This is a genomic window from Streptomyces lavendofoliae, assembly GCF_014649735.1.
Lineage (GTDB): Bacteria > Actinomycetota > Actinomycetes > Streptomycetales > Streptomycetaceae > Streptomyces > Streptomyces lavendofoliae.
On sequence record NZ_BMTP01000016.1, the window covers coordinates 92,341 to 106,136 of the forward strand.

Below are 13,796 nucleotides of genomic sequence, written 5' to 3' on the forward strand. Positions count from 1 at the left end.
GGCGGGAGCGCTGTTGGGCGCGGTTGCACCCGCTGCGCGCCGCTCCGAGTGCCGGCCGGATGCCGGTACCCACGCCCCGGGCCGGATGCTCGGGCCAGGCAGCTTCCCCGCCCCAGCGCCGTCAGCGCTCGGTTTCGAGTGCCGACCAGGGCTGCCGTGTCTTCGGGCCTTGGTCCAGCGCAGGGCACGGATGGGTCATCCACCGCGAAGGTTCGACATCGACGGGGAGCCGCTCAGGCGCCGAGACTCCGGATGGTCTCCTCCACCAGGAGATCACCCTTGGTGGCGCTCCATGAGCTGTACGAGGACAGCCTTTCGACCGCCGTACCCAGCCACTCCCCGTTGCCGAGCCGGTCCAGCGCCTTCGCCGCGGTCAGCCGGCTGAACAGCGCCTTCAGCGCGATCACGTGGCCTCCCGTGTAACGACGCTCATGATGCGTGTAACGCACGGACCATGGCTCGCGGGGACGGCGCAGGACGCCGTGCAGAGAGCAGCCGTCGCGGCCCGTGTCGACACCGGGCTGAAATGCCCCGACGAACCCTCCGCCGGCAGTGCCTTGCCACCTCCGGTGCGCAGCCCGCACCCGCAGCACCGTGAGGTCGGACCACTCGACGGCGAGCAGGGGTGCCGCTTCATCGCGACGGCGGTGCTCCAGACCCTCGGGCGTAAGCACGACGGACAGGCCGTCCCCCCGCGCCGGGTCCCCGATGACCCACTGGTTCCCCCTCAGCTCCAGCGGCCCAAGGTACTGCGCCATGACTTCTCCCTCTCTGTTGCGCCGCCTGTCCCACCGGCATCCGGCGCCGGTCGACGGGGCCGGTGGACGGGGGCCGGTGGACGGAGGCAGCGGAGCCAGAAGACCATGCCGCCGATGCGGGGTGCTCGGGAGGTGGCTCTCGGACGTCCGGTCGTAGCCGGTGATGAGGCCGCGTCACGCCTTCAGCGCAATCTCCGCGCCCCTCCACTGCCGTCCGTGCGTCGGCTGGTCAGGTTCCGTCGGACAGTGCCTGGGCGGTCCAGACGGTGCCGCGGGCCTCGTACTCCAGCATGGACTCCAGGCCGAGCGCGGCGTCGACGCCCAGTTCGCGGCGGACCAGCCACAGGGCGAGGTCCAGGCCGGAGGTGACGCCGCCGGCGGTGACCAGATCGCCGTCGTCGACGACCCGGGCCTTCTTCAGTACACCGCCCTGCTCGACGAGATCGGGCTGTGCCCGGTGGTGGGTGGTGCAGGGCCGGCCACGGGTGAGTCCGGCGGCGGAGAGGAGCATCACCCCTGTGCACAGGCCCGCGACGGTCAGCCCTGGGCGACGGGCGGCGGCCAGGGCCCGGGGCAGGGCGCCCCGGCGGATCTCGGCCCACACGCCCGGGTCCTCGCGCCGGGCGTATCCGCCGCCGGGCACCACGAGCAGGTCCGCCTCCTCGGGGGCCCAGCGGTGCTCGGCACGCAGCCGGGTACCGAAGGCGGCCGTGACGGTTCGGGGACCGTCGAGAGCGACGTAACGCACCTCAACATCGCGGTCGGTGAAGTGGCCGGAGGCGGACAGGACTTCGTAGGGGGCGGCCAGGTCGAGTTCCTCGACGCCCTGGAAGAGCACGACGTGGGCGCGAAAGGGGGCGCGCGGGCCGGATGCGGGCGGCGGAGCGGTCCGGGCGGCCGGGGCGGCGGCGGCCGGGGCGGTGGGGACGCCGGTAGCGAGGCCCGCGGCGCCGAGGGCGGTCGCGGAACGCAGCAAGGCGCGTCGGTTCATGTCGGGGCTCCCGTGTGCGTCGTCGAAGATCGGTCGGAGTGGTCAGCGGGCGAGCGGTTCGTCCGCGAGGTAGGGCGGCGCCGGGTCGTACTGGATCTCACGCCGCACCGCACGGGCGTGTTCGCGGCCGTGCAGACGGCCCACGAGCCAGAGCGCGCTGTCGATGCCGGCCGACACGCCCTGACTCGTCAGCAGTCGGCCGTCCACGACGTACCGGGCGTCGGACACGACGGTGACGTCGCCGCGTGCCGTCAGCGCCTCCTCGTACTGCCAGTGGGTGGCGACCCGACGGCCGCGTGCCGGGCCGGCCGCGTGCAGGAGGAAAGCACCGGTGCAGACGCCGACGACCCACTCGGTCCGTGCGGCCTGGGCGTTGATCCAGGCAGTGACGCGAGGATTGTGCGGCTCGGTCTCGCGGGCGCCGGATCCTCCGGGAACGAGTAGCACATCGAGTGGAGGGTGGTCGTCCAGTGGACGGTCCGGGAGGACACGCATCCCCTTCGCGCAGCGGACGGGGTCGGGGCGCTCGGCCAGCAGCAGGGCGGAGTCGAGACCCTCGCGCAGGGCGGCGGAGGTCGTGAAGACCTCCCAGGGGCCGACGAAGTCGAGTTCCTCGGCGGTGTCGAAGAGGAGAATGCCATAGGTGGTCATGGGCAAGCCGTTCGTTTCAGGGGCCGTGCGGGCCGTGGCAGGGGAGCATCCGGCGTCGTGGTCGACGGTGTGCCGGACGCGGCGTCGGTCACGCGCTGTTCACGATGCCGCGGCGTTGGTACTCGAGGACTTCCTCGGCGAACAGCGCCCTGTCCGGGCCGAAGAACCGCTCGATCAGCCAGATGCCGAGGTCGATGCCCGAGGTGACGCCTCCGCAGGTGACCAGGTCGCCGTCGTCGACGACCCGGCCGCCGACCACGCGGGCCCCCTGGGCCCGGAGGTCCTCCTGGGCGATGTGATGGGTGGTACAGCGGCGTCCGCGCGTCAAGCCGGCGGCGGACAGCAGCATGGTGCCCGAGCAGACCGCGCCCAGGACGAGACCGTCCCGCCGGGCCGCGGCCAGCGCCCGAGGGAGGATGCCGCGGCGGATCTCCCGCTGGAGGCCGGAGCCGTCGCCGTAGCCTCCGCCGGGGACGATGATGACGTCGGCTGAGTGCGGCGCCCAGGCGTCCCGGCAGACGACCTCCATGCCGGCGGACGTCGTCACCCGACGCGCTCCGTCCGCGGTGACGAAGGACTGCGCGAGGAACTCCTCGCCGACGATGCCGAACACCTCGATGTGCCCGGCGAAGTCCTGCTCCTCCACCCCGTCGTACAGGACGGTGTGGACACGCAGGGGACGGGTGGGGCGGTGAGAACGTGTGGACGGGTCAGACATGAGGGGAACTCCGTGAAGACATGAGACGTGGCTCCCGGAACGGGCGGGGAGGCGTGAACACGTTCAGTCTTCCGAGGACAGCTCCGCGGCGACACCGGCACGCGTGCCCCTCGTGCGCAAGATACGGCCAGGCGGGGCCCGGACATGGCGCGTCGTCACCGGCGGAACGCGGCCCTGTACGCCGACGGTGTCGTACCGACCTGCCGGACGAAGTGATGGCGGAGCGTTTCGACCGCCCCGAAGCCCGTGGCCTCCGCGACCCGCGTCAGGGGCAGCGCGGTCGTCTCCAGCAGCTCTCTGGCCCGCTGGACGCGCTGCGCGAGCAGCCAGCGCAGCGGCGTGGTGCCCGTCTGGGCGCGGAAGTGCCGGGCCAGGCTGCGCCTGCTCATCATCGCGTGCGCCGCGATGTCGGCCAGGGAGAGCGGTTCGCTCAGTTTGCCGCGCATCCACTGCAGCGTCTCGCCGAGGTCGGCTGAATCGGTCTCGGGTGCGCGGTACTCGATGAACTGTGCCTGACCGCCGGTGCGTTGGGGCGGCATCACCAGCATCCGCGCGGCGTGCGCGGCGGCAGCCGCACCGTGGTCGCGGCGCACCAGGTGCAGGCACAGATCCAGGCCCGCGGCGATGCCGGCCGATGTGAGCACCTGCCCCTCGTCGACGTACAGCACGGACGGGTCCACGTGGATTCCCGGAAACCGTTCGGCCAGCGCGTCGGCGAACCGCCAGTGCGTCGTGACCCTGCGGCCTTCGAGCAGTTCGGCATGCGCGAGGGCGAAGGCCCCGGTGCAGATGGAAGCGATACGCGCTCCGCCGTCCGCCGCTTCCCGCAGCAGCCGTAACGCACGGGGATCCGGCGCACGTTCGACCGGAATCCCGGGCACGATGATCGTGTCCGCGCCGAGAACGTCGTCCCAGCGGTACGAGGAGGAGACCCGGAACGGTGCCGTGGGCCCGGCCGTCGCCGCTGTCTCCTGATCGACGCAGACGCGAACCTCGTAGGCGGGTGCCCCATCGGGGTCAGTGACCAGCGCGAACACCTGGCAGGGGATGGCGAGGTCGAAAGCCGACACCTCGTCGAGCGCGAGAACCGCAACCACGTGCATACGCCCGAGATTACGTCCTCGCCGCACCCCCCAGGCAGGCCGCCGCCGGCGCCACCGCTCCGGACAGGACCGAGTCGCATCGTCCATCGGTCCTCGCGGCGGGGTGCCGCTGCCGCTCGTCGGAATCGCCCCGTGGGGTCGAGAGACGGGTTGCTCGCAGACGTCCCTCCCGAGCATCGGCAGCATCTCGGACACGGGCACGCGCGGGGCCGCTCAACGGCCCACCGGATCGCCGTCGGCGCCGTCGTTCCGGCTGAGCAGCATGACGTGGCCGCCGTGGTGGAGCGGCGTGCTCACGCGCAGGCGGTTCGCCTCCTCGCCCGTCCCGGCGTCGATCAGGTGCACTTCGCCGTGACCGCCGCGGGTGACGGCCACCCAGCCGGAACCCGGTGATGCCGCCACCGCACGGCGTTCCACGCCCTCCCAGGGGGTGCCGCCGCGCCGCGGGGCGCCGTCCATGGCGGGAAGCGGGATGCGGCGAAGGGTGTCATCGGCGTCCAGCAGCACGAGTTCGTCGCCGTCGGGGTGGATGCGGGTGAAGGCGGCATGGCTCCGGGTGAGCGCCAGCCGGAAGACCAGACCGGCACCGAGCTCGGTGAGGAGTGTGCGGCCCGTCTCCAGGTCGTGGCGCCATGCCTGGTTCGTCCAGTCCGGCCACCGCAGCGGGTCGGGATCGCCGCCGCGCAGCGTGGTCCACAGTGCCCGTCGGCGGGTGTCCAGGCGGAGGTACCAGCCACGGGCGGGCGACTCCCACGGGATCACCCTTCCGGCGACCAGTGTGTCGCCAGTCCTGTGAGCCGTGTGCACCCCTTCGCTCGTGGCGGTGAACACCTGCCGGGAGACGGGGTCGTGGGCGTCGCCGTGCCCGTCGTCCGGCAGCGGCAGGCGCGCGTGGGGCGTGACCGCCGGGCAGCCGGGCGGAGCTGTGAGGAGATCCGCGAACCGGTGGACCGCCAGCGCTCCAGGCTCCCTGTGCCGCAGCACGACGAGGGGGTCGCCGCCGCCCAGCACCGTCACGCCCGGTTCACCGACGCGTGTGCGGACCCGGGCGGCCTCTCCGGTGGCCAGGTCGACGACGGTCAGGAGGTCCGACCACGGCTCCGCGTTCTCACCCAAACCGGTCGTGACGGCCAGTCGGCGACCGGACGGATCGCAGGCCAGGTGCTCGGCCGGTACGGCCACGGGGACCGCGAGTTCCACGAGCTCGTCGCCGAAGGGGTCGAGCACCAGCAGCTCCCCCCGGCGGTCGTCCACACATGCCACCCGCCCTCCCGGCAGCGCCAGGAACCCGGCGTGCTCGGAGAGATGGCGCCCGGTGAGGCGGCCTGTGACCGTGCCGTCCGGCACATTCGCCACGTACACCGACCCGTCCACGTGGTCGGAGACGAGGAGTGCGGAAGCGGTAGCGGTCATCAGTCCTCCAGGGTCTATTTAGTGAAAACGATTATCATGTATGTTCGGTGCGTTCCAGTATTCTGAGGAAGAATCGAGGGCGTCGATGCTGCGCGCACCGTCGAAGTTCGTTCGTAGTTGGCTCGCCGCGGCGGTGGTGGGCTCCGTCCTGGTGGGATGCGGCCCGTCGGCGGAGGAGTCCGCGACGGGCAAGGCGAGGTCGGCCGCGAAGACCGAGGTCACCGTCGAACCCATCAAGGCGGCGACGGAGCTGACCGACGTCAACGGCGTCAGGATCTCCCTGAAGAAGCAGCCGGAGCGGATCGTCTGTCTGTTCGCGCTCTGTGACGACATCCTGACCGAGCTCGGCATCGTCCCGACGGCGACCAACAGCCAACTGCTCGCCCATCGCGCCTTCCTCGGGGAAGACCGGGCCAAGAAGGTCGACGTCATCCCCGGCGGATTCATCGCCCCGGAAGTGGAGGCGATCCTCTCCCACAAGCCGGACCTCGTCATCGGGCTGGGGGACACCCACGGCAAGCTCGCCCCCGCGCTGAAGGGCGCCGCCGCCTTCTGGGCCATGCAGCCCGAGACGTGGCAGGACAGTGTCGGCTACCTGCGCGACGCCGCGGCCCTCACCGGCCGCACCGCCGAGGGGGAGAAGGCCGAACGGGCCTTCCGGACCAAGCTCGCGCAGGCCGAGAAGGCTCCGAGCGACAAGACCGCCCTCATCATCTACGGCAGCGACGAGAACTTCGGCGTCGCGACGCCGGAGGCCGACGTGACGGCCAGCCTGTTCCCCAAGATCTCCAAGTACCCGTGGAAGTCCCGCGGTGTGGAGGGCGCCTACAGCCTCGAAGAGATCCTCGCCCAGGGCGTCGATGTCCTTTTCGTCGAGACCATGAGCTTCGGCGCCGCGGACGGCAAGCTGTCGGAGAAGCTGGCGAAGAACCCCCTCTGGAGCAAGATCCCGGCCGTCAGGAACGGCGACGTCCACGAGGTGAACTCGGAGGTGTGGGCCAAGGGGCGCGGTACACGTTCGCTGGGCATCGTCCTCGACGAGGCCACGGCCGCGCTGCGGTGAGGCCGCCCTCCTCGGCGTCCGGAGCGGCGAACGGCCCGTATGGCAGGGCACGGAGATTCCCGCCGCCTGCGGGAAGGTGGCAAACCCTGCTGGTGATCGGGTTGCTGCTTGTCGCCTCGGTCTGCGCGCTGTGCTTCGGCACCCCCTACGTCCCGCCACACCGGCTTATCGGCGCGGTGCTGGAGGGGGACGCCACGCTCGCCGGGATCGTCGTCACCGAACTCCGCGTCCCGCGACTGCTGCTGGCCCTGATCGCCGGCGCCTGTCTGGGCGCGGCGGGCCTCGTGCTCCAGGAAGCACTCCGCAACCCCCTGGCGGTGCCGGAAATGCTGGGTGTCTCCTCCGGGGCGGCGCTCGGCGTGGCGGCGCCGCTGGTGCTGAGCCTGTCACTGCCCGCCACCGTCCAGCCCGTGCTGGCCCTTGGCGGGGCCGCGCTCGGTGGCGGGCTGACGCTGCTCGCGGCAGGGCTCGGGCGCAGCCCGTCCGCGGTGCTGCTGACGGGCGCCGCGGTCGCGGCCGCTCTGCAGGCCGCGCTGCTCGTCCTGATGGTCATGGCGGACCAGCTCGACCTCCAGCTCATATACCGCTATCTGCTGGGGTCCCTCTCCGCCCGGACGTGGGACGACGTCGCGGGGTTGTGGCCGTGGCTGCTCGTCGTGCTCCCCGCCCTGGTGCTCTGCGCGCCGGTGCTTTCGGTCATGCGGCTGGGCGACGAGGACGCCGAGGCGCTGGGCGTACGCGTCCAGCGGGCCAGGCTGGCGGCGCTCGCCATCGCCGTCGTGCTGATCGCGCCGGTCACCGCCGTGTGCGGACCTGTCGCATGGGTGGGCTTTCTCGCCCCGCACCTGGCCAGGTGGTTCAACCCGGGTGCGGGAGCCGTGCGCTGGCTCCCGTGGTCCGCCGCGTGGGGTGCCGTCGTCGTCACGGTCGCCGACGTCCCCGCCCGGCTGGCGCTGGCGCCGGTGGAGACCCCGGCCGGCGCCTGGACGGCTCTGCTGGGAGTCCCGGCCGGAGTCGCCCTGATGCGGTCGGGTCGTGGTGGCCGGAGCGGCGGGCGCGGGTCCGCGGGTCCGGAGCAGGGGCCGGCGCGTCGTGACGAGCCCGGGACCCTCGATGCCTCCGCACATCGCGCGAGGACGAACGGAATGGAGGACGCGCGGTGAATCGACGTTTCGCGGCCCTCGCGGCCCTGGCCGTCGTCTGCGCGGCGGTGGAACTGGTGGCCGGACGCGGCATGTCCCCGAGTACGGTCTGGGACTTGCTGGGTGGTGGTGGTGACACGACGGAACAACACATCTTCTGGCAGCTGAGGCTGCCCAGATTGCTGGTGGCCATGGGCGCGGGCGCGTCCCTGGCCGTGGCCGGGCTGATCCTGCAGTCCGCGCTGCGCAACCCGCTCGCCGGGCCCGAGGTGACAGGTGTGACTCCCGGGGCGGTCCTGGGGGCGGTCACCGCGACGGCCCTGGGCCTCGCCGGGTGGGACTCCCCACTGGCCGTGGTGGTCGCCGCGTGTGCGGGCGGGTGCGTCGGAGCGCTGCTGCTGTGGCTGCTCGCCGGCCGCGCGGGTGGTGATCCGGCTCAGACCGCCGTGTACGGAGTCCTGGTGTCGGCGGTGCTCGGCGGATTCACCGCCATGGTGCTGCTCGTGGAGCCGGGCGAACTCGGCAGCGTCGTGCAGTGGCTGGTCGGCACCACCGAGGGGAGGGTCTGGGAACACTGGCACCTCCTGTGGCCATGGGCGCTGGCCTGGGGGGCGGCGGCGTGGCTCCTCGCGGGTCCGCTGACCCTGCTGCGCTGTGGTGACGACATCGCCCAGGCCGCCGGTCTGGCCGCCCGGCCGGCCCGCACCCTCGCCATGCTGTGCGCGGTGGCGCTGACGGCGGGGGCGGTGGCGGCCGTCGGAGCGCTCGGTTTCGTGGGACTGCTCGTCCCGCATCTGGCCATGGCCCTCTTCGGCGCTGACCTGCGGGTCGGCCTCCCCGGGGCCGCCCTGCTGGGAGCGGTCGTGGTCTGCGGGGCGGATGCCGCGGCGCAGCTGTCCTCGCGACTGCTGCCCCGTGTGCTGGACGCCGACCAACTCACGCTACCGGTCGGAGCCCTCACCGCCTGCCTCGGCGCCGCCCTGCTGCTGGTGGTCGTGCGCCGCGCGCCGGGCCGTACGTTCTGAATCGACGGAGGACAGAGCATGACCGACTCCATGGGCATACACGTGCAGGGGGTCCACTTCGGCTACCCCGCACGACCGGTGCTGCGGGGTGTCGACCTGACGGTCCGGCCGGGCGAGCTGACCGCGCTCATCGGTCTCAACGGATGCGGCAAGTCGACCCTGCTGCGCCTGGCCGCCGGGCTGCTGAGACCCGACCGAGGACGGGTGCTGCTCGGTGGGGACGACCTGGCCGCCCTGTCCCGGCGCGCCACGGCCGTCAGGGTGGCACTGCTGCACCAGGCGGCCCCGGCGGTACCGGGGATGACGGTCCGGCACCTGGTGCGGCAGGGGCGGTACGCGGCCCGTGGCCCGCTGGGCATGCTGCGCGAGGGCGACGACCCGGTGGTGTACCGGGCGCTGCGCGACGTCGGGGTGGAGCAGTGGGCCGACCGGGACGTCGACGCGCTGTCCGGGGGTGAGCGGCAGCGGGTACGGCTGGCGATGGCGCTCGCGCAGGACACCCGCGTCCTGCTGCTCGACGAGCCGACCACCTATCTGGACCTGCACCACCAGCTCGACGTGCTGCAGACGGTGGTGCGCCTGCGCGAGGAGCGTGGACTCACGGTGGTGATGGTGCTGCACGACCTGGCGCACGCCGCCCGGTTCGCCGAACGCATCGTCGCCCTGCGCGAGGGTCTTGTCGTGGCGGACGGGACGCCCAAGGAGGTCGTCACGCCGGGCTTGCTGGCGGACGTGCTCAAGGTGGCCGGCCGCGTCGGTGCGGATCCCGAGGGCGGCTGGCCGGTCTGTTACCCAGATCACCCCCTTCCCGCTCTAGAAAATGAAAATCAGTTCCATTAGTGTTCGAGTCGTGGCGCTCACCCGAACGCCTCATCTCCCTTACGAACAAGGAGAGTTCATGGACAACGACCAGATCTTCACGCCGATCGCCGACCCGGGTCAGCTGGCCCACGCCTCGGCCACCCACTCCAACGCCCTCGTCGAGAACCCCTTCGAGGACACCGAGGAGTAAGCGAGGGCCTGACCGCCCTCGACCGTGGGCCCGCCCGTTGCCTCATGGGCGGGCCCACGCCCATGTCAGCCCGTTCCCGTCAGGAGGACCGCCGTGTCCCGCAGCCGGCTCGTATCCGGTGTCGAAGTCGTCGCCGTGCCCGGGCGGGGTCTCGCCGTCCGCACCACCGACGGAGAGTTCCTCAGCGTCAGGACAGGTGACGCGGACGGAGACGCCCTGCTCTCCGTGCTCACCGGGGCCGGCCCCACTCCGGCGACCGAGGAAGTGAACCGCCTCGTCAGGGCCTTCGAGAAGGTCGGCTACGTGGCGGGGGAGACACGACTCGCGCAGTGGCCCGCGGATCGCCGGGACGTCCGTCTCCTCGGTGACCCGGTCCTGACCCGCCCGCTGGCCGCGCACCTGGCCGCCCTCGGCGCCGAGGCGCGGACGGCACCCGCCGTGACCACACCTGAGGGAGCGCCGGTACGGATCGAGGACCTGCTCGACGGAGACCCCGCCGCCGTCGTGTGGTGCCTCGACGGCCCCGTGCCCGAGGGGTTGTGGGAGGCCGCCGACCGGCTGCCCGAGCACGGGGTCGCCTGGCTCCGCTGTCACCGCGAGGGCTGGCAGGCGTACGTCGAGCCCCTCGCCGCCACCCCCGGTGACGTCACCGCCGCCCACGTACGCGCCCGCAGGCTCGCGGCCACCCCCGCCCACCGCGAACTGGCCGCGTACTGGCGCGGACCCCGTACCTCGGGCGCGCCGGTCCGGCTCACCGTTCCCGCCGCCGCGCTCCTCGCGGCCCTGCTCGCGGACGATCTCGGCCGGTGGGCCACCGGGACCACCGACACGGCCGGCTTCCCGGCCCGGCGCCGTCTCCGGCACGTGGACCTGCGCACGCTGACCGTCACCGAACACCCCGTCCTGCCGGTGCCCGCCGCCACGCCGACGCCGGAGAAGGACGGATGACGTCCGTCCAGGAGACCGTCGGAGGTCTGGCCACGGACGTACACCTCCCCGATGGTTCCGGTCCCTTCCCCGCCGTACTCATCCGCACCCCCTACGACCGCACCCGGCACCTGGCCGAGGCACGCGGCTGGGCCCGCCGGGGCTTCGCCGTCGTCGTCCAGGACGTACGGGGCCGGTTCGCCTCGCCGGGACAGTGGCGCCCGTACGAGAACGAGGCCGCCGACGGGGCGGCAACGGCCCGGTGGATACGGCGGCAGCCGTGGAGTGACGGCCGGTACATCGCCGTCGGGGCCTCCTACGCCGCCCACTGCGCCCTCGTCCTCGCCCTCGGCGCGGACGGTGAGGCGGAGGCCCGGCCGGACGCCGTCATCGCCGCCGTGCCGGCACTCGGCGCCGCCGACACCGCCCGCGAACCCTCCGGAGTGGAACGGCTGCTGGCCCGCGCCGGATGGTGGGCGGCCCATGGCGACCGGCGCGACTCCGAAGAGGGCGCGCTGGAGAAGGCTCTCGCCACGGACCCCGGTCTGCTCACCCATGTGCCCCTTGCCGCCCTTCCCGAGCGGCTGGGCCGAAGCCTGCCCTCCTGGGCGGGACTGTGGCAGCGCCGCGAGCGCGGCCGGCTCGTGTCCCGAGCGGCGGACGCCGACGTACCCCTGCTCGCGGTCGGGGGACATCACGACCACTTCACCGAGGACACCCTCGCCCTGTGGGGCGCGTGGGGCGGGCCCTCGGCCCGCCTCCTGCTCGGCCCCTGGGGGCACGGGCTCGTCGCCGCCCCCGGGCCCGACGCCGGCCCCGCGCACCGGCTGGTCCTGGGTGAGCTGTACGCGGGCTGGGCGCACCGTGCCCTGACCGGTGGTCTCGCCCCCGGCCGCCACGGCGCGCTGGCCCTGGGCGGCGGCGACCTGTGGCTGCCCGCGGGCACCGAAGGAGTACCACGCACCCAGCGGTTGCGGCTGCTGCACGGCACCGCTTTCACCGCCGACCCCGACCGCCCCGTCCGCTCCGACGACCTCACCGTCCCCACAGGGGGAGTCCCCGACCGCTGTCTGCTCGCCACACCACCGCTCCCGCGCCCGCTCGACGCCGTCGGACCGGTGCGCATACGGCTGCGGGCCACCGCCGACACCCCGTCGGCCGACTGGGCGGCCCGCCTCGCCGCCCTCACCCCCGACGGGATCGCCGAGCCACTCGCCGTCGGCGTCGTGCGGCGCGAGGCACCGGAGGACGGCGAGTTCACCGTCGAACTGGGCCGGCTCACGCGCCGGCTGCCGGCCGGCACGCGGCTGCGACTCGAAATCGCCGGGCACCATTTCCCGGCCCACGCCCGCAACCCCCACACCGGCGAGGACCCCGTCACGGCCGGCCGGCTGCTGCACTCGCGGCGAGAAGTCGACCCGGCAAGCGTGACGCTGACCCTGCACGTCCTCCCCTCCCGTCCCCGCTCCACCGACCCCGCCAAGGAGATCCTGCGATGACGGCGCTGCCGCTGGAAGCACTCGTCGACCCCCTCTGCGGCATCGTCCGCGAGGTCAAGCCCGTGGAACACCCCGCCGGCGCCCCGCCCCGCTACACCGCGTACACCGCCGAGATATCCGACGCCCGCAGACTCGGCCTGTGGCCCGCCGACCGGGTCTCCCTCGGCACCACCTTCGGCGACCCCGAACAGGCCAGGATCGCCGCGATAGCCGAAGGGATCGAGCGGTACTGCGGCAACCGCGTGCCGCCGACCGGCCACCCCGACGCCCCGCTGCGCGCCACCGCCGCCGAGCTGACCACGAAGGGCATGCGGGTGTACGGCCCCGGCGACCTCCCCTCGTACGCGCCGTGGCAATACGGCCGGGAGAAGTTCCCCTACCGGCGCCTCACCGCCGACACCCCGTCCCTGTGGACACGCGGCACCGAGCGGCTGCCCGACGGAGGCAGTGCGGAGGTCTGGGCACCCGTAGCCCTCACCCACCTCAATTGGCGCCAGGGCGCGCTGCGCGAGCTGCCCCGGACCCACCACCTCAACTACGCGGGCATCGCCACCGGTCAGGGCTTCGACGACGCCGTCGAACGCGGCCTGCTGGAGATCGTCGAGCGCGACGCCCTGGAACTGTGGTGGCACCTCGACGGACCGGCCCGCGGCATCGACCCGGCCAGCGTCCCCGGCCTCATGGACGACCTCGCCGGCACCGCGCTCGACGTCCATCTCGTGCAGATGCCTTCCGAGTTCGCCCCGTGCATGGCCGCGCTCGTCCACGACCCCCGGCTCGGTCTCTACGCCGCCGGCTTCGCGTGCAAGTACGACCCGGCCGAAGCCGCCCGCAAGGCGGTTCTCGAAGCCGTCCACACCTGGGTCTTCACGCAGGGGCTGACCGACTCCGACGGCTGGGTCTTCCGGGCCGTCGAGGCCGGTCTGCTGGCCCGCGGCCTCTACTTGGAGCACCGCGCCGACGGTCGGTATCTCGACGCGTGCGGCGAGCAGTTCGCACACGTGCGGGACCTGGGCGCGCACGTGCAGGTGTGGCTCGACGAACGGATGGCCGCCGAGGCCCGCCGGTTCACCGCCCCCGCCCACGGGACGGTGTCCGTCGACGCGGTCGAGCCCGGCAGCAGGGAGAGGCTGGAGAAGGCGCTGCACGCGGGCGGCCACCGCCTCATGACTTTCGACCTGACCACCGAAGACGTGGCCGAAACGTCCTTGCGGGTCGCCCGGGTCCTGGTGTCCGGCCTCCTGCCGAACGCCCCGGCCGCCTTCGGCTACTTCGGCTGCCCGCGGCTCGCCGAGGCCGCCGTGCGACGGGGCTGGCGGACGACGGCGCCGGAAGCACCCGAGGACTTCACGCTGGCGCCCCCGCCGCACATGTGAGGACCGGCGTGGAACACCTTGACCATGACCGCCCGCCGGGCGGGGTTCACCGGCCCGAGAACCGCCCGGAGCGCAGGAAACGCCCCGGTGGCGGTCGCCCGGCGGACACGGATAACCC

14 protein-coding genes are annotated in these 13,796 nt (G+C 73.0%); 8 read left to right on the forward strand and 6 right to left on the reverse strand.

Going from position 1 to position 13,796, the window contains the following annotated elements; genetic code table 11:
* Positions 1-233: 233 nt before the first annotated feature.
* From IE109_RS26595 to IE109_RS26620, 6 genes are all read right to left on the reverse strand, one after another.
* Positions 234-758: a hypothetical protein gene (locus IE109_RS26595; protein ID WP_189553886.1), complete on the reverse strand. Its 525-nt coding sequence runs from the start codon at positions 756-758 to the stop codon at positions 234-236.
* Positions 759-987: 229 nt separating this feature from the next.
* Positions 988-1,749 (reverse strand): DJ-1/PfpI family protein, encoded by a 762-nt coding sequence (locus tag IE109_RS26600; protein WP_189553887.1) that lies wholly within the window; start codon positions 1,747-1,749, stop codon positions 988-990.
* 42 nt (positions 1,750-1,791) lie between these two features.
* The gene (locus tag IE109_RS26605; RefSeq protein ID WP_189553888.1) at positions 1,792-2,400 is read right to left on the reverse strand and encodes a DJ-1/PfpI family protein; all 609 of its coding nucleotides are present in this window, start codon (positions 2,398-2,400) and stop codon (positions 1,792-1,794) included.
* Positions 2,401-2,488: 88 nt separating this feature from the next.
* Complete coding sequence (locus tag IE109_RS26610; RefSeq protein ID WP_189553889.1) at positions 2,489-3,118, reverse strand: DJ-1/PfpI family protein; 630 nt, start codon at positions 3,116-3,118, stop codon at positions 2,489-2,491.
* A gap of 155 nt (positions 3,119-3,273) precedes the next feature.
* Positions 3,274-4,221 (reverse strand): GlxA family transcriptional regulator, encoded by a 948-nt coding sequence (locus tag IE109_RS26615; protein ID WP_189553890.1) that lies wholly within the window; start codon positions 4,219-4,221, stop codon positions 3,274-3,276.
* 213 nt (positions 4,222-4,434) lie between these two features.
* A complete protein-coding gene (locus IE109_RS26620) occupies positions 4,435-5,634 on the reverse strand; it encodes a YncE family protein (protein ID WP_189553891.1) in 1,200 nt (399 codons plus the stop codon).
* Positions 5,635-5,719: 85 nt separating this feature from the next.
* Between IE109_RS26620 and IE109_RS26625 the strand changes: the two genes are divergently transcribed.
* The 8 genes from IE109_RS26625 to IE109_RS26655 all read left to right on the forward strand — a co-directional run bounded on the left by IE109_RS26625 (position 5,720) and on the right by IE109_RS26655 (position 13,678).
* Positions 5,720-6,697 (forward strand): ABC transporter substrate-binding protein, encoded by a 978-nt coding sequence (locus IE109_RS26625; protein ID WP_189553892.1) that lies wholly within the window; start codon positions 5,720-5,722, stop codon positions 6,695-6,697.
* A 104-nt stretch (positions 6,698-6,801) separates the two neighbouring features.
* Positions 6,802-7,860 carry a FecCD family ABC transporter permease gene (locus IE109_RS26630; RefSeq protein WP_373297783.1) on the forward strand — a complete coding sequence of 353 codons (1,059 nt, stop codon included), beginning with the start codon at positions 6,802-6,804 and terminating at the stop codon, positions 7,858-7,860.
* A complete protein-coding gene (locus IE109_RS26635) occupies positions 7,857-8,864 on the forward strand; it encodes a FecCD family ABC transporter permease (RefSeq protein ID WP_189553893.1) in 1,008 nt (335 codons plus the stop codon). Before IE109_RS26630 ends, IE109_RS26635 begins: the two co-directional genes overlap by 4 nt.
* An 18-nt stretch (positions 8,865-8,882) precedes the next feature.
* The gene (locus tag IE109_RS26640; protein WP_189553894.1) at positions 8,883-9,704 is read left to right on the forward strand and encodes an ABC transporter ATP-binding protein; all 822 of its coding nucleotides are present in this window, start codon (positions 8,883-8,885) and stop codon (positions 9,702-9,704) included.
* A 58-nt stretch (positions 9,705-9,762) separates the two neighbouring features.
* Positions 9,763-9,876: a streptamidine family RiPP gene (gene amiA / locus IE109_RS33780; protein WP_268251490.1), complete on the forward strand. Its 114-nt coding sequence runs from the start codon at positions 9,763-9,765 to the stop codon at positions 9,874-9,876.
* Positions 9,877-9,969: 93 nt separating this feature from the next.
* A complete protein-coding gene (locus tag IE109_RS26645) occupies positions 9,970-10,824 on the forward strand; it encodes a hypothetical protein (protein WP_189553895.1) in 855 nt (284 codons plus the stop codon).
* Positions 10,821-12,302 carry a CocE/NonD family hydrolase gene (locus IE109_RS26650; protein WP_189553896.1) on the forward strand — a complete coding sequence of 494 codons (1,482 nt, stop codon included), beginning with the start codon at positions 10,821-10,823 and terminating at the stop codon, positions 12,300-12,302. Before IE109_RS26645 ends, IE109_RS26650 begins: the two co-directional genes overlap by 4 nt.
* Complete coding sequence (locus IE109_RS26655) at positions 12,299-13,678, forward strand: YcaO-like family protein (RefSeq protein ID WP_189553897.1); 1,380 nt, start codon at positions 12,299-12,301, stop codon at positions 13,676-13,678. The genes IE109_RS26650 and IE109_RS26655 overlap by 4 nt, the downstream gene beginning before the upstream one ends.
* The last annotated feature ends 118 nt before the right edge of the window (positions 13,679-13,796 follow it).

Coding starts and splice junctions, on each gene's coding strand:
- IE109_RS26595 (WP_189553886.1), bottom strand. CDS start 758: ATGGCGCAGTACCTTGGGCCGCTGGAGCTGAGGGGGAACCAGTGGGTC.
- IE109_RS26600 (WP_189553887.1), bottom strand. CDS start 1,749: ATGAACCGACGCGCCTTGCTGCGTTCCGCGACCGCCCTCGGCGCCGCG.
- IE109_RS26605 (WP_189553888.1), bottom strand. CDS start 2,400: ATGACCACCTATGGCATTCTCCTCTTCGACACCGCCGAGGAACTCGAC.
- IE109_RS26610 (WP_189553889.1), bottom strand. CDS start 3,118: ATGTCTGACCCGTCCACACGTTCTCACCGCCCCACCCGTCCCCTGCGT.
- IE109_RS26615 (WP_189553890.1), bottom strand. CDS start 4,221: ATGCACGTGGTTGCGGTTCTCGCGCTCGACGAGGTGTCGGCTTTCGAC.
- IE109_RS26620 (WP_189553891.1), bottom strand. CDS start 5,634: ATGACCGCTACCGCTTCCGCACTCCTCGTCTCCGACCACGTGGACGGG.
- IE109_RS26625 (WP_189553892.1), top strand. CDS start 5,720: ATGCTGCGCGCACCGTCGAAGTTCGTTCGTAGTTGGCTCGCCGCGGCG.
- IE109_RS26640 (WP_189553894.1), top strand. CDS start 8,883: ATGACCGACTCCATGGGCATACACGTGCAGGGGGTCCACTTCGGCTAC.
- amiA (WP_268251490.1), top strand. CDS start 9,763: ATGGACAACGACCAGATCTTCACGCCGATCGCCGACCCGGGTCAGCTG.
- IE109_RS26650 (WP_189553896.1), top strand. CDS start 10,821: ATGACGTCCGTCCAGGAGACCGTCGGAGGTCTGGCCACGGACGTACAC.
- IE109_RS26655 (WP_189553897.1), top strand. CDS start 12,299: ATGACGGCGCTGCCGCTGGAAGCACTCGTCGACCCCCTCTGCGGCATC.